Here is a 17,521-nt window from a genome sequence, read left to right as displayed (position 1 = left end):
CCGTGCATGAACTGTCAATTGCCCAGAGTGTGGTCGATGCCGTGTGCGAGAAGGCCGGGACGAGACGGGTATGCGGTGTCCGACTCGAAGTGGGACGACTGTGTGCTGTTGTGCCCGATTCGTTGTTGTTCTGCTTCGACGTCGTGACGGCGGGTACTCAGGCCGAAGGCGCGAGTCTGCGCATCGACGAGATTGCGACGAGTGTGCGTTGCCATGAGTGCGGTGAGGTTTTCTCGCCGCCGGACATGATCCTGCTCTGCCCCTGTGGCAGCGCCGACGTCGAGATCCTTGCGGGGCGTGAACTACGGATATTGTCGATGGAAGTGAGCTGATCATGTGCGCAACGTGCGGCTGCGGCGAGGGCGCGGGGGTGCGAATCTCCGGCGAATCGGGGCAGGGTGAGTCGGGGCACGACCACGACCACGACCACGGTCACGACCATGAGCACCCGCACAGTCACGATCATTCGCCCAGCACAACCGTGGTTCTGGAACAGCAAGTGCTGGCGAAGAACGACGACATTGCCACCCGTAATCGCGAGTGGATGCGGCGGCGCGGGATTGCCGCGCTCAATGTCATGAGTTCGCCGGGTGCGGGTAAGACAACGTTGCTGGTTCGCACGATCAACGACTTGCGCGGCCGGTTTCCGATTGCCGTTATCGAGGGGGACCAGGAGACTGCGCTCGATGCCGAGAGAATTCGGTCGACGGGATCTCCTGTTGTCCAAGTGAATACGGGCGCCGGTTGCCATCTGGACGCCGAAATGATCGATCGGGCGATTACCGTGAACCGCCCGATCGACGGTTCGCTTCTCTTGATCGAAAATGTGGGAAATCTAGTGTGTCCCGCGCTTTTTGACCTCGGCGAGGAAGGCAAGGTTGTCCTAATTTCTACGCCGGAAGGCGCTGACAAGCCAATGAAGTATCCGCATATCTTTACCGGTGCGGACCTTGTCATTGTCAACAAGATCGATTTGCTTCCCTATGTGGATTTTGATGTCGAAGAATGTATCCGTCAGGCAAAATCGCTGAATCCTGCTGTGCGCGTTGTGGTTTTGTCGGCGACAACGGGTGAGGGTTTGTCGCAGTGGTATGACTGGATCGATGCTCGCATGGCGCTTTCCTGAGTTGTCGTTGACAACTGATCTGCTCGGGTACTTAATGAAATGAGTGGGTGCCACGTTGCGGGCCGAATATCGGCTCGGGTGGTGTTCGATACCGGCGGCAGGAATCCGGTGGAACCAGACCCGGTGTAGCAAGTGGTGCCGTCGCACACGTGAAAGCGGCTGATATGAATACTCGGAATGCGACTGCGGACACCGCAGCAGCGAAGGCGGAAGAAACTCTCATCCATGTTTTGTGGATCAATGCCGGGCTCAGTTGTGACGGCGATTCGGTGGCGTTGACCGCGGCCACGCAACCAAGCATCGAAGAGATTGCACTCGGTGCGCTGCCCGGCTTGCCACAGGTTGCGGTGCATTGGCCACTGATCGACTTCGAGTGTGGGCCGGAGGGTGGTGCCGACGATTTCCTGGAATGGTTCTGGAAAGCCGATCGGGGTGAACTCGAACCGTTTGTCCTTGTTGTCGAGGGGTCGATCCCGAACGAGAAACTGCACGACGAGGGTTACTGGTGCGGATTCGGCAACAATCGGGAAACGGGTCAACCGGTTACCACCAGTGAGTGGTTGGACAGGTTGGCGCCCAAAGCGACTGCGGTTGTTGCCGTTGGTACCTGCGCGACGTACGGCGGTATTCACGCCATGGCGGGAAATCCGACCGGAGCGATGGGTGTACCGGACTATCTGGGATGGACGTGGAAATCCAAGGCGGGCATCCCGATCGTGTGTGTGCCGGGATGCCCGATCCAGCCGGACAATCTGTCCGAGACACTGACGTACCTGTTGTATATGGCAACCGATCAGGCGCCGATGATTCCGCTCGACGAATCGTTGCGGCCGCAATGGCTGTTCGGTGCGACGGTGCACGAGGGCTGCGATCGCGGTGGCTACTACGAGCAAGGAGAGTTTGCCACCGAATACGGTTCGCCCAAGTGCATCGTGAAACTGGGCTGTTGGGGTCCTGTCGTGAAATGCAATGTGCCCAAGCGTGGTTGGATCAACGGAGTGGGTGGATGCCCCAATGTGGGCGGCATCTGCATTGGGTGCACCATGCCGGGGTTCCCGGACAAATTCATGCCCTTCATGGACGAACCGCCCGGCGGTAAGCTCTCGTCCACCGCTGTGGGTATGTACGGCAGCGTGATTCACAGCCTGCGCCGGATCACCGGTCACACTTTGGACAAGGAACCGCATTGGCGTGAAAGAGGTTCGAAGTTGCTCACCGGCGCCACGCGTACGTGGTGAACAACTCGCGAAACATCGACCTCGCGTTACATCGATACTGGGAGGCATTGACATGACGGCCATCGTTCCCGAACCCACCTCCACCGCAGATCGTGACGGTCTGGTGGAGATGGCGTGGGATCCCATCACCCGCATCGTCGGAAGTCTGGGCATCTACACCAAGATCGACTTCGCGAACCGGGAGGTCGTGGAATGCCACAGCACGTCGTCGATCTTTCGTGGCTATTCACTGTTCATGAAGGGAAAGGACCCGCGCGACGCGCATTTCATCACCAGTCGAATCTGCGGGATTTGCGGCGACAACCACGCGACGTGCTCGTGCTACACCCAGAACATGGCGTATGGGGTTAAGCCGCCACATCTGGGCGAGTGGATCGTCAATCTCGGTGAAGCTGCAGAATACATGTTCGACCACAACATCTTTCAGGAGAATCTTGTTGCGGTCGACTACTGCGAGAAAATGGTGTCGGAGACCAATCCCGGTGTCCTGGCGCAGGCGGAGAACACCCGCTGCCGGCATGAGGATCAGCACGGGTACCGCACCATCGCCGACATCATGCGGACCCTCAATCCGTTCACCGGAGAGTTCTACCGTGAGGCCCTTCAGGTTTCGCGTTCCACCCGTGAGATGTTCTGCCTGATGGAGGGACGTCACGTTCACCCGTCGACGCTCTATCCGGGCGGCGTCGGCACGGTGGCCACCATCGAACTGATGACGGACTACATGACGCGGTTGATGCGGTACGTCGAGTTCATGAAGAAAGTCGTGCCCATGCACGACGATCTGTTCGACTTTTTCTACGAAGCCCTGCCCGGCTACGAGAAGGTAGGTCTGCGTCGAACGCTGCTCGGTTGTTGGGGGTCGTTCCAGGATCCGGAATTCTGCAATTTCGAGTACAAGGACATGACGGAGTGGGGACGCAAGATGTTTGTGACCCCCGGCGTCGTGGTCGACGGCAAACTGGTCACGACCGATCTGGTCGACATCAATCTCGGTATCCGAATCATGCTGGGCTCTTCGTATTACGAGGACTGGAAAGACCAGGAGATGTTCGTCAAGACCGACCCACTCGGAAATACGGTGGATCGGCGTCACCCGTGGAACCAGCACACCAATCCCCATCCTCAGAAGCGTGATTTGGAGGACAAGTACAGCTGGGTGATGTCGCCTCGATGGTTCGACGGAAAGGACAATCTTGCTCTCGACACCGGCGGCGGTGCGCTCGCCCGCATGTGGAGCACGGCGCTGGCAGGGTTGGTCGACATCGGCTACGTCAAGTCAACCGGACGCAGCGTGCAGATCAATCTGCCCAAGACGGCATTGAAGGGTCCGGTCACCCTCGAGTGGAACATCCCCGAACACGGGAGCAACACGCTCGAAAGGAACCGTGCGCGTACCTATTTCCAGGCCTATGCGGCTGCATCCGCGCTACATTTCGCGGAGAAGGCCTTGGTGGAGATTCGTGCCGGCCGAACCAAGACGTGGGAATCGTTCGAAGTTCCGGACGAAGGTATCGGCTGTGGCTTCACCGAAGCCGTCCGCGGAGTTCTCTCCCACCACATGGTGATTCGGGACGGCAAGATTGCGAATTACCACCCGTACCCGCCAACTCCGTGGAACGCGAGCCCACGAGACAGCTATGGCACTCCGGGACCGTACGAGGATGCGGTGCAAGGTCAGCCGATCTTCGAGGAGAACGATCGGGACAATTTCAAGGGTATCGACATCATGCGCACAGTTCGCAGTTTCGACCCGTGTTTGCCGTGTGGTGTACACATGTATCTCGGTGGAGGTAAGACCATCGAGAAACTGCATTCACCGACGCAATCCGTGACGGGGGAGTAGCCCGTGGAGCACGGTGAGAACGAGAGCGGTGCGCCGCCAGGTGACTATTGGCGGGGAGCGGGCGAACGCATCGAAACGCTGTTGCAGGCCAGCGCAGGCGGCGGGCCGGTAGCACGTGATCGTGCCGAGCAATTGGTGCGCGAGGTAGTGCAACTCTACGGCGCAGCTCTCGAACGCACTGTGCAGCTAGCAGACTCCGCGATGGTCGATGCGATGACTCGCGACGATCTGCTCTCGAGTCTTCTGCTTGTACATGGTCTGCATCCGCACGACGTGGAGACCCGCATACGCACCGCACTGGACAGCGTGCGGCCATACCTTGGCTCGCACGGCGGCGACGTCGAATTGATCGAAGTATCCGGTGGTGTGGTGCGATTGCGGTTGCTCGGTAGCTGCAACAGCTGTCCGTCGTCATCCGTCACCCTCGAATCGGCGGTGCAGGACGCCGTGACGGCCGCGGCGCCCGAGACGAGGGGCATCGAGGTCGAGACCCCGACCGAACACGAGCCGAAAGCTGGTGTGATTTCAGCGGAATCGCTGTTCTCGCACATCCACCACGACACCGCCAGTCACTGGATCGGTGTGCCGGAGTTTGCCGAGGTCGGCGAAGGTGATGTGGCAGGTTTTCGTGTCGAAGGCGCAGATCTGTTGGTATGCAGGCTCGGCGACACGTTGTACGCCTACCGCGATCACTGCCCCGTCTGTGATCGGTCGATGGCGGGGGCGGTGCTGGAGCGTCTGATGGGACGGCCCGCGAGCAGTGGGGTGGTGTTGACCTGTCCTACCTGCGGAGCTCACTACGACGTTCGCACTGCGGGCGCGCGTGTCGGTGTTGATGCTGGGGCGGAGCACCTTGCTCCCCTGCCGCTCTTGTCTCGTGACGGGATCCTGTCGGTGGCGGTGCCGGGGAGTGCTGCGCCGGGCAATTCAGCAACAGACGTTCGGGTATCGGTGATGTAGTGGCAAAATCCACTGTGGGAGAGGTTCTCACGAGAATAGCGTCGGCGCGATCGGTGCCAACCGGCCCGCGCTGCGAGATGTGCGCAGTCGATATCGGCGACGACCATCAGCACGTCGTGGATGTCTCGGTGCGCAGCCTGATGTGCGTCTGTCGACCGTGTTACCTGCTATTTGCCCCCGTAGACGCTGATCTGCGATACAAGGCAGTTCCGGATCGATACGAGGAACTCGACGATTTCGAACTGGGCCCGGGCCGATGGGAATCGCTGGAGATTCCGGTGAATCTGGCGTTCTTCTTCCGCAATTCCCTGTTGGACAAGTTCATTGCGTTTTATCCGGGTCCGGCGGGGGCGACGGAATCCGAACTGCCCATCGACGCTTTCGAGGCGGTGCTGCGGGAGAATCCGCGATCGAGCACCATGCGAGCCGACGTCGAAGCCTTGATCGTTCACGTTGTTCCGGGCGAGCAGGTTCCCCGATGTTTCATCGTGCCGATCGACGCCTGCTACGAGTTGGTAGGGCGATTGCGGAAGGTGTGGCGCGGTTTCGACGGCGGCCAGGATGCACACGCCGAGATCGCGGAGTTCTTTCGCACAGTCGGGGAACGGGGTGCGCGATGACCGCACTGGAGTTTTCCGTCGTGGACATCGTGGTCGACCCGTATGCGGTGACCCCCAATCTCGTAGTGAAACTGAAGATCTCGGAGTCGACCGGAACACCCGTCCGGGCGCTGGCCGTTCGTGCGCAGGTTCGGATCGAACCTCATCGACGTCCGTACTCCGCCGCGGAAGAAGAAGCCCTCCTCGATTTGTTCGGTCGGCGTGAACGGTGGTCGAGCACACTGCGAACCTTCCTGTGGATGGAATGCTCGACGGTGGTCCAGGGGTTCTCCGGAGTCACCGTCGCCGACCTGCCTATGCCGTGTACGTACGACGTAGCGGTGACCGCCTCCAAGTACATGCATGCCCTGCAGGACGGCACGGTGCCGGTAGTCGTGCTGCTGAGCGGCACCGTCTTCACCGACGGCAGTCGCGGATTCTCGGTCGAGCAAATTCCGTGGGACAGATCGGCGTCGTACGACATGCCGGTGGACACGTGGAAGCGCATGATCGAGACGCATTACCCGGGTTCGGGTTGGGTACGCCTCGATCATGACACCATTGCCGAACTCACCCGATTCAAAGCCGCACACGGCTACACGAACCTGGAATCCACGGTCGGCGCGCTCCTGGCGGGAAGCGAGGTGCCGCAATGACACACACGGGCGTCGACCATGACGTTCGGGCCGTAGCCGACGCCATCCTGTACGAGGGCTACTTGCTCTACCCGTACCGGGCGAACTCGGGAAAGAACCAGTCGCGCTGGCAGTTCGGTGTGCTCGGTCCACCGGGCGCAGCAGAGTTGGGTGTCGGTGAGGAATCAGGGATGTCGGCGCAAGTCGTCGTGGCCGCAGATGCCGGCGACCTACGTGTGACATTGCGGTTTCTCCACCTACAGCGCAGGACAGTTCAACGGCGTGTTGATCCGGATCGCTGGGAGTCGGTGCACCATGTGACTTCCGGTGACCAAGAATGGATTACGTGGGACGAAGCAAGTGAATGTGAGATCGAGTCGGGTCCACACCGTCTCGCGAATCTGGGCGAGATGCGAAGCCTGGCGTTCGAGGTTCCCGCCTTTTCCGAGATCGAACCGATCCTGGATGCGGAGGGCGCATCTATCGGTCGGATTGTGCGCACGCGGGCCGCGCTGTCGGGTGTTGTTGATCTTCAGGCTGCGCAGGGTAGACCGGAGCAGGTTGTACTGTCGATAGAGGTTCGAAACACCACCGAGATCGTGACCGTCGACAAACAATCGGCGCCGGCGTATTCGATGCTCGGGGCGCATGTGATCGCGGCGTGCGACACACCGTCGTTCATCTCGCTTTTCAGCGTGAACGATTTCGGTGTGAGCGACGAGAAGGCACACGAATACCCGTTGATTCAGGATCGTTGCTATCCGGTGTTGGCCGGTACCCCGAATCCGGAGTTGCCTGACCGCTCGACCACGGTGCTGGTATCGCCGATCATTCTCTACGACTTTCCCGTGATCGCCGGGCAGAGCGAAGGATCGCTGTTCGATTCCACCGAAATCGACGAGATTCTGACTTTGCGCATTCTGACGATGACAGACGAGGAGAAAGCGCAGGCGCGGGCGACGGATCCGAAAGCAGCCGAAATCATCGATCGTTGTGAGGCCCTGACTCCTGAAGGGTTTGCCGACCTTCACGGAGTGCTTCGTGATCCTCATGCCGGGCCGGGAAACTCGGCACCCATGCTTCCCGAGGTACCCGACGGGGTCGACTGGTGGTCGCCCGAGGCCGATACGACGGTCGCACCGCGAATCGACGGAATCTTGGTGGGCGGGGTGCGGATAGCCGGCGGCAGCACGGTGCGCTTGCATCCGTCGCGGCGCGCCGATGCTCAGGACCTGTTTTTCGACGGCAGGCTCGCGCGCGTTGCCACCATCCACGAGGACGTGGACGGCGACATTCACGTGGGTGTGACGCTCCTCGACGATCCTGCCGCGGACCTGCACAACTGGTACGGCCGCTATCTGTATTTTGCTCCGGACGAGGTGGAACCGGTGCCCGCAGTACAGACACAGAGCTATCGAGAGGAGAACACACTATGAAGAGCATGGGAATGCTGTCGACGGTGTTGCTCGGCGCTACAGCGATCGCTGCTGCGGTCGTGCTGGTGGTGTCGATGCCGGACATCCAACGGTATCTGCGGATGCGAAAGATGTAGTCACACATGCGCGTTCTGGTTGCGGGTGTCGGAAACATCTTTCTCGGCGACGACGGGTTCGGGTCCGCGGTCGTGCGGGCGCTACAACGAGAACAACTGCCGGCGGGAGTGCAGTTGGTGGACTACGGAATTCGAGGCGTGCACCTGGCCTATGACCTTCTGGAATCGTGGGAGGCTCTGGTACTGATCGACGCGCTGCCGCCGAGCGGGAAACCCGGCGCGGTCGAGGTGTACGAGCTGGAGACCGAAACTGATGACGGCGCTGTGTCTTCCGGCGCTGTTAAATCCGGTGCGACAAGTCTCGATGCGCATTCGTTGGATCCGAACTCTGTGTTCGCCAGTCTGCGGGCGCTCGGTGGAACAGCGCCGAGAACGTTTGTTGTCGGTGCACATGTCGAATCGGTGGATGAACGGATTGGGTTGACACCAGTTGTTCAGGATGCGGTGACAGGCGCCGCGTCGGTAGTTCTCGGTCTCGTCAGATCGATGGCGGCAGATGCTGCGACCGCTGATCAGGGGGCATGAGCCATGTGCCTCGGTATCCCAGGACGTGTCGTGGCGCTGCTCGACGGATACGGCGGGCAGCTCGCGCTCGTCGATGTGGAAGGTGCGACGCGCAAGGTCAATATCGGAATGCTCGACGAGAACACCGTCGACGCTGGTGACTGGGTTGTCATCCACATGGGTTTTGCCGTCGAGAAGGTGGACGCGAAGGGCGCCGCGGAGGCGCTGGCGGGCCTGGAACTGATGGGTCGGTCGCGGCCCGCGGTCGAGGGCGAGCCATGATCACCGCCATCCGACTGCAGGTCCAGGGAGTGGTTCAGGGAGTCGGATTCAGGCCGTTCGTGTATTCGCTCGCAACCGAATTGGGGTTGACGGGCACGGTGGGGAACTCGCCCCGTGGAGTGGTGATCGACCTGGAGGGTGAAGATCTGGCGCTCGCGGAGTTCGCGACGGGACTGCAGGTGCGCCGGCCGCCGTTGGCAAGGATCGACTCGGTGGAGTGTGAGCCGGCGCAGGCGTGCGGGCGGTCCGGGTTTCGGATCGTGGACACGGACACGACAACTGCTGGGAGGACGTTGGCACCGCCTGATGTCGCGACCTGCGACGATTGCCTCCGCGACATGGCCGATCCGGGGAACAGGCGGTATCGGCATCCGTTCGTCACGTGCACCAACTGCGGTCCGCGGTTCACGATAATCGAAGAACTTCCGTACGACCGGGCAGCGACAACGATGCACGGGTTTCCGATGTGCTCGGAATGCGCAGCCGAGTATGCCGATCCCGGTGATCGGCGCTTTCACGCTCAGCCTATTGCGTGCCCGCAGTGTGGTCCAACGCTGGCTTTTGTCGATGCAGATGCAGATGCCGTATCGGTGACCGGCGAGAATGCGGTGCGACAGGCGCGAGAGTTGTTGTGCGCCGGAAAGATTGTCGCCGTCAAAGGGATCGGGGGGTATCACCTTGCCTGCGATGCCCGAAACGAATTGGCAGTACACGAACTGCGACAGCGTAAGCACCGTGCGAGTAAGCCGCTTGCGGTGATGGTGCGAGACATGACCAGTGCGGACGCGGTCGGGCGGATCAACGAGGCGCAGTCGCAGGCGCTGACCGAATGCTCGCGCCCGATCGTGTTGGTGGACAAGGCGTCGGCATACAACCTTGCGCCTTCGGTGGCTCCGGGAATTCCGGATATCGGAATCATGCTGGCGTACAACCCGATCCAAAACCTCCTGCTCGGCCTTCCTGGTGATGCAGCCGGGCCGACAGTGCTGGTGATGACGTCGGCCAATCTTGGTGGCGAACCGATCCTGTTCCGAGGCAGCGATCTGATGAGGGTATGCGGGCTCGCGGACGGGGTTCTCACCCACGATCGCCCCATTCGGGTGCCGTGCGACGATTCGGTTCTCCGTGTGGTCGACGGTCGCCGAGTGATGCTTCGCCGCTCCCGTGGGTATGCGCCACTGCCGATTGAACTGCCCTTGGACGTGGAAGCGGTTCTGGCGGTGGGCGCAGATCTGAAGAATACGTTTGTGGTGGCAGACGGAAGATCCGCCTGGCCGAGTCAACATATCGGGGACATGGGCGATGTTGCTGTGCTGGACGGGTTCACGGCGGCGCAGACGCACTTCGAATCGATTACCGGCGTCACCCCGAGTCAGGTTGTGTGCGACGAACACCCCAGATACCACTCTTCGGCGTGGGCCAGACGGCATGCGGCGGGGCGCCCGGTCCGAACTGTGGGCCACCATCACGCGCATATCGCCGCGGTGATGGGCGAGAACGGCTGCGACGGCGCCGAGCCGGTCATCGGAATGGCTTTCGACGGAACGGGCTACGGAGCAGACGGTTCGGTATGGGGTGGGGAGATGCTGCTCGCGACGTACAAAGGCTTCCGTCGTCTTGCACACCTCGGTTGCGTAGCCCTGCCGGGTGGTGACGCCGGAGTGGAACGGCCGTACCGAATGGCGCTGTCGCATCTGCGTTCGGCGGGAATCGAATGGGACAGTGACCTTCCGCCGGTTGCCGCCTGCTCGGCACGCGAACGTTCCGTCCTCGATCATCAGTTGGAGACGGGCTTCGGCTGTGTGGAGACGTCGAGTATGGGACGGCTGTTCGACGCCGTCGCCGCACTTGCCGGTGTTCGCCAAAGTGTTGCGTACGAGGCGCAGGCAGCAATCGAATTGGAAGGTGTGGCTCGTGGAATCGATTGCGGCAGTGATTACTACGTTTTCGGCGAACGCGAAGATGCCGGCGGGGTGTGGATTGCGGATCCGGGTCCGGTCATACGTTCCGTGGTTGCAGACCTACGCGATGGTGTGTCGGCAGGTGTGATCGGTGCGCGTTTTCACGAGGGCGTCGCGCGTTTGGTGGTGACCTGGGCGCAAGCAGCGTGCGGTGCGGCCGGTGTGGACGACGTTGCCTTGAGCGGAGGGGTCTTCCAGAATCCGTTACTCCTGGCGCGGACGCGGGTATTGCTGTCGGACGCCGGTTTCCGCCCGCTGACACACCACGAATTGCCACCGAACGACGGTGGCCTTGCGTACGGCCAAGCGCTGGTCGGGAGTTCGCTATGAGGTCAGGAGGGTAGCCATGTGTTTAGCCGTACCGGGACGTATCGAGTCGCTCGAGGATCGTGACGGAACCACGATGTCCATCGTCAACTTCGGGGGAGTCCGCAAAGAGGTCTGCCTCGAGTACATTCCCGGCGCCGCGGTCGGAGAGTACGTCGTCGTCCACGTCGGCTTCGCAATTCAGAGGCTCGACGAGGAATCAGCGCAACGCACACTTGCGGAGTTCGAGCACCTCGGCGTGCTCGACGAGGAATTCGGTGACGGATTTGCTCGCGCAGCCAAGGCTCTGGGAGTCGATCAGAAGGAGAATCAATCATGAAGTATCTGGACGAATTCTCCGACCCCGAGTTGGCCGGCAAACTACTCGATCAGATTCGAACACTCGCCACTCGTCGATGGGCGATCATGGAAGTCTGTGGTGGCCAGACGCATTCGATCATCCGACACGGAATTGACCAATTGCTCCCTGAGCAGATCGAGATGATTCACGGGCCGGGATGCCCGGTCTGCGTCACGCCGCTGGAGATCATCGACAAAGCGCTCGAGATCGCTGCACGACCGGAAGTGATCTTCTGCTCGTTCGGCGACATGTTGCGTGTGCCGGGTAGTGAGTCGGACCTCTTTCGGATCAAGAGCGCTGGTGGTGATGTGCGCGTGGTCTATTCGCCGCTCGACGCGCTGACCATCGCAAAGGAGAATCCGGATCGGGAGGTCGTGTTCTTCGGGATCGGGTTCGAAACTACCGCGCCCGCAAACGCGATGACCGTGTATCAGGCACACCGACTGGGCATCAAGAACTTCTCGTTGCTCGTCTCCCACGTTCTCGTCCCGCCCGCGATGGCGGCGATCATGGACTCCCCGGAGTGTCGGGTGCAGGCGTTTCTCGCCGCAGGCCACGTGTGCAGTGTGATGGGAACTTCGGAGTACCCCGCTCTGGCGCAGAAGTACCGGGTTCCTATCGTCGTCACGGGGTTCGAACCTCTCGATCTGCTCGAGGGCATCAGAAAGACCGTGCTGCAGTTGGAAACCGGCAGGTACGAAGTGGAGAACGCCTATGCGCGGGCTGTGACAGCTCAGGGCAACGTCGCCGCCAAGGCGATGCTCGACGACGTGTTCGCGGTATCCGACCGGACCTGGCGCGGCATCGGTCCCATCCCGGACAGTGGGTGGCAGTTGGCGCCGAAGTATGCGGAATTCGATGCGGAACAACGGTTCTCGGTTGCCGATATTCATACCGACGAGTCGTCGGTCTGCCGTTCCGGGGAAGTGCTCCAAGGCTTGATCAAGCCGAACGAGTGCGCTGCCTTCGGAAAGGAGTGCACGCCGCGCAATCCGTTGGGGGCCACGATGGTGTCGTCCGAGGGCGCGTGCGCCGCCTACTACCTGTATCGACGCTTGGAATTGCAGGAGGCGGGTCATGGGAGCTGACAACAGCGCGGTGGTAGACCCGGGGGCGTGGGTCTGTCCGTTGCCGCTCCGCGATTCGCCGAACATCGTCATGGGTCACGGCGGCGGTGGAGCGATGTCCGCCGAGCTGATCGAGCATCTGTTCCTTCCGGCATTCGGCGACGCGGCCGACGCGGAACTCGGCGATTCCGCTGTGCTCGACATCGGCGGCGTTCGGGTGGCGTTCTCGACGGACTCGTACGTGGTCAAACCGATGGTGTTTCCGGGTGGAAACATCGGCGATCTGGCAGTCAACGGCACGGTGAACGACCTCGCTATGGCAGGCGCACAGCCACTGGCAATGTCGACCGCTTTCATTCTCGAGGAGGGAACACCGCTCGCCGACATAGCGACGGTGGCGGCCACATTGGGCGACGCGGCTCGCCTTGCGGGAGTTCGACTGGTGACAGGCGACACCAAGGTGGTCGACGCTGGTCACGGCGACGGAGTTTTCGTCAACACTGCGGGCATCGGCATCGTTCCCGCCGGGGTCGACATCCGGCCGACCCGGGCCGAAGTCGGCGATGTCGTGATCGTCAGTGGTGACATCGGAGTTCACGGCGTGGCGGTGATGAGTTGCCGTGAGGGCCTGGAGTTCGGCACCGAGGTGCGCAGCGACTGTGCCGCACTGAACGGCCTGGTGGCGGGCATGATCGCCACCGGCGTGGACATCCACGTCCTTCGTGATCCGACGCGCGGCGGGGTTGCGGCCACGCTCAACGAGATTGCCCAGGCGTCGAATGTCGGAATTGCGCTCGTCGAACGGAACCTGCCGATTCCCGACGCCGTTCGGGATGCCTGTGGACTGTTGGGCTTGGATCCGCTGTACGTGGCCAACGAAGGCAAACTGGTTGCGTTTGTAGCGCCCGGCGACGTCGACCGCGTGCTGGACGCCATGCGTGGGCACTCACGGGGTGTCGGTGCGACGGTGATCGGGGAGTGCGTGCGCGCGCATGCCGGAATGGTGGTTGCCCGAACCGCACTAGGTGGTAACAGGGTAGTGGATCTCCCTGCCGGTGAACAGCTTCCGCGGATCTGTTGATGACCGGCGTTCACGTTGCCGGCCCGGCACTGTTTGCGAGGTACGCGTATCCGCCGAACGAATTGGGCTATTGCGGGGCCGACGATCCGTCGGCGCTGTTGCGTCAGGCGACGGGAACGGTCACAGATCAGGACCGCAGCCGGGCGCAACAATTCGATGGTGCGTGGCCGTATCTCGAGGCACTGGCCCGGGGAGTGGGTGTCGACGATCCACTCGACCCGCGAGTGATCGAGGCCTACTGGTTGGGTGGGCCACTTCTGGATTCAGTGAATTCGGAAGAGCTGGTGGCGTACCTCCGAAGCGAGTTCGGGAAGCGCAACGACATTGGATTGCTCTCGGATCTGGATGGCCGAGATCGTGCTCTTGCGCATCACAGTTTTCATGTTCTTGTGGTGTATCCGTGGGTGCGGCTACTTCGGAAACACGGTGCGGTGCCACTTTCCGTCCTGCAGAACTGCCGAATCAGGTGGGGGGAAGTGTGCGACGTAGGTGACGAGTATGCCGAGGTGATGTCGTCGCCGCTCGTATTCGACGGTAACCAACTCACCCGCGGCCCTGAGACGATTGAACCCGTGCGGTGGAACATCGACGGCATTCCGCTTGGTCCCGCTCCCGTGCGAGGGAACCTGGTGGCACTGCACTGGGATTGGCTGTGCGACACCATTTCGGCGACGCAAGCTGGTGCGTTGGATCTTGCCGAAGAGTCGGCCCTCGAGATCGTCAACCTGCGACTACGCGAGCGCACAGTGTAGACGTGTGCCGGTCTGGTCCGGTAGCGAATCAACGCGCCTGGAACGCCCATAATTTCCTATTCGCTGTTTCGGGTCGTAACTTTGTCCTGGAGTCGTCCGTGTCACGGGGTCGAGACGGCATCCAGGAAGGGACTGTTGGGCATGCGCACCGGCACCAGAGATCTACGACCTTCGGAGTCCGCTGAACCGGGCAATCGCGTTAACCGGCAGTTTCCCGCTCGATGGTCCACGCTCGGCGTTGTTGCCCTGGTGTCCATCGCAGCGACGGTTTTGCTGTTCACGACCGTAAATCCGCGGACGCCGTTGACCGGTTTGTTCATGGGTGGTGTCGATCTGGACGTGTATCGCGATGGTGCCCGTCGTGCGGTATCAAATCTCCCGCTGTATACCGAACCGGTCATCCACGATCTTCTGTACACCTACACGCCGTTCTCGACGCTGATGTTCGTGCCGTTCGGCTTCCTGCCGGGTGGGGCCGACAAGTACATCTGGATGGGATTCAACGTCGTTCTGCTCGTCGCCATCATTGCGTTGTGCTGGCGAATGCTCGGATATCGCATCGACCGCACCATCGTTGCAGTCTCGATCTTGTTGGCGGCTGCGTCTGTGTTCTTCGAACCGGTGCGATCGACGCTGTACTTCGGACAGATCAACCTCGTGCTGATGGCACTTGTCCTGTGGGACGTCTCGCGCAGTGAGCAGAGTCGCCTCAAAGGCATCGGCGTCGGCATTGCGGCCGGGATCAAACTGACCCCCGCGTACTTCGTGCTCTACTACCTTGCTCTCCGGCAGTGGCGCGCCGCAGCGGTTGCCACCATGACGATCGCCGCGACCGTCGGGGTGAGTTGGGCGGTGCTGCCGAAGGATTCGTGGCAGTACTGGAGTGAGACGTTCTTTGACTCCACGCGCATTGCCGACGAAGGCCACGCAGCAAACCAGTCGCTGCGCGGGGCACTCACACGGATTATCGGCGGACCCGCACCCACCTGGTTGTGGTTGCTTCTTGCAGTGGTGGTCGTCGCCGCGAGTATGTGGGTAGCGGCCCGTCTGCATCGGTCCGGTGAGAAGCTGCTTGCGGTCACCGTTGCCGGTTTCACGGCAGTAGTGGTCTCACCCTTCTCGTGGAGCCATCACTGGGTGTGGTTTGTTCCACTGCTCGTCTGGTGCGTGCACCGAGCCCTGACAAACGCGTGGTGGTGGCTGGGCGTGGTATCGCTGTTCGGTGTTGCGGGATCCTGGGCATATCAGTTCCCGGGCAGGTTGGTTGTCGGGTTCTATCTGTTCCCGGGGACGTGGGTGCCCTGGAACGTTGTTGTGAACCTTTACCTCTGGGTCTATCTGGCGGTTCTCGCTGTTGCCGCCGTTGTTGCCATTCGCTCGACTCGGGATGACTCGCAGAACCTCGCACTCGCCCAGGCCGTGCAGGCACCCGTCGTAGGAATTGTTGTTCCCGTGCCCACGCCGACTGGCGAGATTCCCGCCTGATTGAGGCGATGCGCATGCGTGTGGGCTTCGCATCGTCTTAGCTGGTGATGCGAAGCCTTCACGCGGTACGTGGTTCCGGCAGAGCCGGTTTCAGTCTCGGTGGACTGGTCCTTGGCGGGTGGTGGAGCGTCGGCGTCGTTGTTTCGGGTCGATCGCTGCTGGTGGGATGAACCAGGGTTTGTGATCGGAACCCATTTTGATTTCCCAGATACCGCGGAACCCGCTGGTGCTGTGAATCAACGTGTGGTGGCTCCGGCAGAGCAACACAAGGTTGTCCATGACAGTCAAACCGCCCGTCGACCAGGGTTCTATATGGTGCGCGTCGCACCAGGCGGGGACGGCATCGCAGTTGGGGAATGCGCAGCCTTTGTCGCGGGCGATCAACGCAATGCGTTGCTGGGCTGTGACAAGGCGTTTGAGTGGGGTCACATCCAGGGGTGCACCCGTGCCGTCCATCAGGACGGTCGAGAGCATGCAATCGCACGCGAGCATCCGGGTTCTGCTCACACTCAGTGGTCCCATCCACGGCATGTACCCGACATCGAGATCCTCCAACACAGACTCGTCGTCGACATCCGGCGCGTCTTCATCCTCGGCTCGCACGGTGGCGCATTCATGATGCTCGGCAAGGTCTTTCGCGGTGATGTGCACATTCACATGCGGACGTTGACCACCGTCAATGCCGGTGGCGGCGTTGTCCAGATAGCGGCGGATCAGTTCCGTGAACGCGTCGGCGGTTCGTTTTGCTGCCGACCGCGCATCCGGGGTCCCGTCCGCGGCGGGTTTGGGCATCGACAGACCTGACAGCGCAGACAGGAGCATCTCGCCGGTGAGTGCGTCGAAATCGCCCTTGATCACGACCCGACCGTTCAACGTCGGCGCGATGCGTAACGCATTCAGATCATTATCCTCACCGGGCGGAGGCTCGTCGGATTCGAAGATCCGCTCCAGAACAGCAATCGCATACCGCACCTTGACAGTCGTAGCCTCTACTCCGGATGCGGCGGCAAGAAGAGTTTTCAGGCTTGGTATTAATGCGATGTCCGGCATCCCTTTTGGCGGGGATTCACAGAACGCGGCGATCAATGCCGCATGATCGAGCGAGAGATCACCGGCCTCGAACTGCGCCGCAATATCCGGGAAGCCGCGGAGTGCGGCACCGAGAGCGGCGATCTTGTTGCCGGCCGAGTTCTGCAGCATCGTATTCGCCGCCAACCACCGACCCACACCCCGGTAACAGAGCACCTGCTCATCGGGATTGAGTGCCAGCTCGTCGATCGCGGCAACCCGAATTGCTTCCAACCGAAGAATTTCCGCAGACACCGACACCGCAACATTACGAACCTCAGCCGGACGTAACCGCCACAACCTGCCACGCACACCCACAGCAGAACCGGCTACAACATCCCCCACCGCAATAGAATCAAAAACCGTCATCAAGGCCTCCCCACCCGTGACCTCAATCATACTCGAACATTCATTCGAATCAAGGGATATATCGGGCACATTTGGCCCAGGGTGCTATGTCGACGTGGTCAATGAAGTGAGGCGAATGATGTTCGCATTCAAAAGTGTTGGCAGCAGTTTCGGTCAGTCCAACGACGCGCACGCGGTGCACCATGGCCGACCGTCGACACCGTCGATTCGATGTGACGGATCGATGCGCGCGGCAAGAATGCAGCTCTCGTTGTCGTGGTAGACATCGAGATCGGAAGGAACCGTCGAGTGAAACGCCGGGACCTTCATGTGCACCTCCGTTGTGGCTC

General features: G+C 61.2%; 19 protein-coding genes. 17 read left to right on the top strand and 2 right to left on the bottom strand.

The features are described 5' to 3' along the window. Positions 1–2: 2 nt before the first annotated feature. From hypA to ACFRFQ_RS20275, 17 genes are all read left to right on the top strand, one after another. Positions 3–332 (top strand): hydrogenase maturation nickel metallochaperone HypA, encoded by a 330-nt coding sequence (gene hypA, locus ACFRFQ_RS20355; protein WP_378661402.1) that lies wholly within the window; start codon positions 3–5, stop codon positions 330–332. Between the two features lie 2 nt (positions 333–334). Next, positions 335–1,126, top strand: coding sequence for a hydrogenase nickel incorporation protein HypB (hypB, locus tag ACFRFQ_RS20350; RefSeq protein ID WP_378661400.1), 792 nt, complete (start codon positions 335–337; stop codon positions 1,124–1,126). A gap of 164 nt (positions 1,127–1,290) precedes the next feature. Continuing rightward, positions 1,291–2,364 carry a hydrogenase expression protein HypE gene (locus tag ACFRFQ_RS20345; RefSeq protein ID WP_138873132.1) on the top strand — a complete coding sequence of 358 codons (1,074 nt, stop codon included), beginning with the start codon at positions 1,291–1,293 and terminating at the stop codon, positions 2,362–2,364. 52 nt (positions 2,365–2,416) lie between these two features. Then, a complete protein-coding gene (locus tag ACFRFQ_RS20340; protein ID WP_378661396.1) occupies positions 2,417–4,210 on the top strand; it encodes a nickel-dependent hydrogenase large subunit in 1,794 nt (597 codons plus the stop codon). Between the two features lie 3 nt (positions 4,211–4,213). Further along, a complete protein-coding gene (locus tag ACFRFQ_RS20335) occupies positions 4,214–5,170 on the top strand; it encodes a NifU family protein (protein ID WP_378661394.1) in 957 nt (318 codons plus the stop codon). A 14-nt stretch (positions 5,171–5,184) separates the two neighbouring features. Beyond that, a complete protein-coding gene (locus ACFRFQ_RS20330; protein WP_378661602.1) occupies positions 5,185–5,790 on the top strand; it encodes a DUF5947 family protein in 606 nt (201 codons plus the stop codon). Further along, a complete protein-coding gene (locus tag ACFRFQ_RS20325; RefSeq protein WP_378661391.1) occupies positions 5,787–6,425 on the top strand; it encodes a DUF6084 family protein in 639 nt (212 codons plus the stop codon). Before ACFRFQ_RS20330 ends, ACFRFQ_RS20325 begins: the two co-directional genes overlap by 4 nt. Then, entirely contained in the window at positions 6,422–7,840 is a 1,419-nt protein-coding gene (locus tag ACFRFQ_RS20320; RefSeq protein ID WP_378661388.1) for a hypothetical protein, read from the top strand. The genes ACFRFQ_RS20325 and ACFRFQ_RS20320 overlap by 4 nt, the downstream gene beginning before the upstream one ends. Beyond that, positions 7,837–7,956 carry a DUF6893 family small protein gene (locus ACFRFQ_RS20315; protein ID WP_378661385.1) on the top strand — a complete coding sequence of 40 codons (120 nt, stop codon included), beginning with the start codon at positions 7,837–7,839 and terminating at the stop codon, positions 7,954–7,956. The genes ACFRFQ_RS20320 and ACFRFQ_RS20315 overlap by 4 nt, the downstream gene beginning before the upstream one ends. A gap of 6 nt (positions 7,957–7,962) precedes the next feature. Beyond that, complete coding sequence (locus tag ACFRFQ_RS20310; protein ID WP_378661382.1) at positions 7,963–8,481, top strand: hydrogenase maturation protease; 519 nt, start codon at positions 7,963–7,965, stop codon at positions 8,479–8,481. Between the two features lie 3 nt (positions 8,482–8,484). Then, positions 8,485–8,742 carry a HypC/HybG/HupF family hydrogenase formation chaperone gene (locus ACFRFQ_RS20305; RefSeq protein WP_378661379.1) on the top strand — a complete coding sequence of 86 codons (258 nt, stop codon included), beginning with the start codon at positions 8,485–8,487 and terminating at the stop codon, positions 8,740–8,742. After that, complete coding sequence (hypF, locus tag ACFRFQ_RS20300) at positions 8,739–11,033, top strand: carbamoyltransferase HypF (RefSeq protein ID WP_378661376.1); 2,295 nt, start codon at positions 8,739–8,741, stop codon at positions 11,031–11,033. Before ACFRFQ_RS20305 ends, hypF begins: the two co-directional genes overlap by 4 nt. Positions 11,034–11,049: 16 nt before the next feature. Next, complete coding sequence (locus tag ACFRFQ_RS20295) at positions 11,050–11,349, top strand: HypC/HybG/HupF family hydrogenase formation chaperone (protein ID WP_138873140.1); 300 nt, start codon at positions 11,050–11,052, stop codon at positions 11,347–11,349. Further along, complete coding sequence (gene hypD, locus ACFRFQ_RS20290) at positions 11,346–12,458, top strand: hydrogenase formation protein HypD (RefSeq protein WP_378661373.1); 1,113 nt, start codon at positions 11,346–11,348, stop codon at positions 12,456–12,458. The genes ACFRFQ_RS20295 and hypD overlap by 4 nt, the downstream gene beginning before the upstream one ends. Next, on the top strand, positions 12,448–13,518 hold the full coding sequence (hypE, locus tag ACFRFQ_RS20285) for a hydrogenase expression/formation protein HypE (RefSeq protein WP_378661372.1): 1,071 nt from the start codon (positions 12,448–12,450) through the stop codon (positions 13,516–13,518). Before hypD ends, hypE begins: the two co-directional genes overlap by 11 nt. Then, positions 13,518–14,270 carry a DUF6390 family protein gene (locus tag ACFRFQ_RS20280; protein ID WP_378661369.1) on the top strand — a complete coding sequence of 251 codons (753 nt, stop codon included), beginning with the start codon at positions 13,518–13,520 and terminating at the stop codon, positions 14,268–14,270. The genes hypE and ACFRFQ_RS20280 overlap by 1 nt, the downstream gene beginning before the upstream one ends. Positions 14,271–14,411: 141 nt before the next feature. Further along, on the top strand, positions 14,412–15,755 hold the full coding sequence (locus ACFRFQ_RS20275; RefSeq protein WP_378661367.1) for a glycosyltransferase 87 family protein: 1,344 nt from the start codon (positions 14,412–14,414) through the stop codon (positions 15,753–15,755). 90 nt (positions 15,756–15,845) lie between these two features. Here ACFRFQ_RS20275 and ACFRFQ_RS20270 read toward each other — a convergent pair whose 3' ends face one another. Next, positions 15,846–17,192 carry a DUF222 domain-containing protein gene (locus tag ACFRFQ_RS20270; RefSeq protein WP_378661364.1) on the bottom strand — a complete coding sequence of 449 codons (1,347 nt, stop codon included), beginning with the start codon at positions 17,190–17,192 and terminating at the stop codon, positions 15,846–15,848. 153 nt (positions 17,193–17,345) lie between these two features. Beyond that, on the bottom strand, positions 17,346–17,501 hold the full coding sequence (locus ACFRFQ_RS20265) for a hypothetical protein (RefSeq protein ID WP_185993179.1): 156 nt from the start codon (positions 17,499–17,501) through the stop codon (positions 17,346–17,348). Positions 17,502–17,521 lie beyond the last annotated feature (20 nt).

Source organism: Rhodococcus sp. NPDC056743 (assembly GCF_042790355.1).
Lineage (GTDB): Bacteria > Actinomycetota > Actinomycetes > Mycobacteriales > Mycobacteriaceae > Rhodococcus_F.
This window is presented reverse-complemented; position numbering and strand designations above follow the sequence as displayed.

Bases quoted from the DNA above. Each gene is read 5' to 3' on its own strand.
- hypB (WP_378661400.1), top strand. From the start codon at position 335: ATGTGCGCAACGTGCGGCTGCGGCGAGGGCGCGGGGGTGCGAATCTCC.
- ACFRFQ_RS20345 (WP_138873132.1), top strand. From the start codon at position 1,291: ATGAATACTCGGAATGCGACTGCGGACACCGCAGCAGCGAAGGCGGAA.
- ACFRFQ_RS20340 (WP_378661396.1), top strand. From the start codon at position 2,417: ATGACGGCCATCGTTCCCGAACCCACCTCCACCGCAGATCGTGACGGT.
- ACFRFQ_RS20325 (WP_378661391.1), top strand. From the start codon at position 5,787: ATGACCGCACTGGAGTTTTCCGTCGTGGACATCGTGGTCGACCCGTAT.
- ACFRFQ_RS20320 (WP_378661388.1), top strand. From the start codon at position 6,422: ATGACACACACGGGCGTCGACCATGACGTTCGGGCCGTAGCCGACGCC.
- ACFRFQ_RS20315 (WP_378661385.1), top strand. From the start codon at position 7,837: ATGAAGAGCATGGGAATGCTGTCGACGGTGTTGCTCGGCGCTACAGCG.
- ACFRFQ_RS20310 (WP_378661382.1), top strand. From the start codon at position 7,963: ATGCGCGTTCTGGTTGCGGGTGTCGGAAACATCTTTCTCGGCGACGAC.
- ACFRFQ_RS20305 (WP_378661379.1), top strand. From the start codon at position 8,485: ATGTGCCTCGGTATCCCAGGACGTGTCGTGGCGCTGCTCGACGGATAC.
- hypF (WP_378661376.1), top strand. From the start codon at position 8,739: ATGATCACCGCCATCCGACTGCAGGTCCAGGGAGTGGTTCAGGGAGTC.
- ACFRFQ_RS20295 (WP_138873140.1), top strand. From the start codon at position 11,050: ATGTGTTTAGCCGTACCGGGACGTATCGAGTCGCTCGAGGATCGTGAC.
- hypD (WP_378661373.1), top strand. From the start codon at position 11,346: ATGAAGTATCTGGACGAATTCTCCGACCCCGAGTTGGCCGGCAAACTA.
- hypE (WP_378661372.1), top strand. From the start codon at position 12,448: ATGGGAGCTGACAACAGCGCGGTGGTAGACCCGGGGGCGTGGGTCTGT.
- ACFRFQ_RS20280 (WP_378661369.1), top strand. From the start codon at position 13,518: ATGACCGGCGTTCACGTTGCCGGCCCGGCACTGTTTGCGAGGTACGCG.
- ACFRFQ_RS20275 (WP_378661367.1), top strand. From the start codon at position 14,412: ATGCGCACCGGCACCAGAGATCTACGACCTTCGGAGTCCGCTGAACCG.
- ACFRFQ_RS20270 (WP_378661364.1), bottom strand. From the start codon at position 17,192: ATGACGGTTTTTGATTCTATTGCGGTGGGGGATGTTGTAGCCGGTTCT.
- ACFRFQ_RS20265 (WP_185993179.1), bottom strand. From the start codon at position 17,501: ATGAAGGTCCCGGCGTTTCACTCGACGGTTCCTTCCGATCTCGATGTC.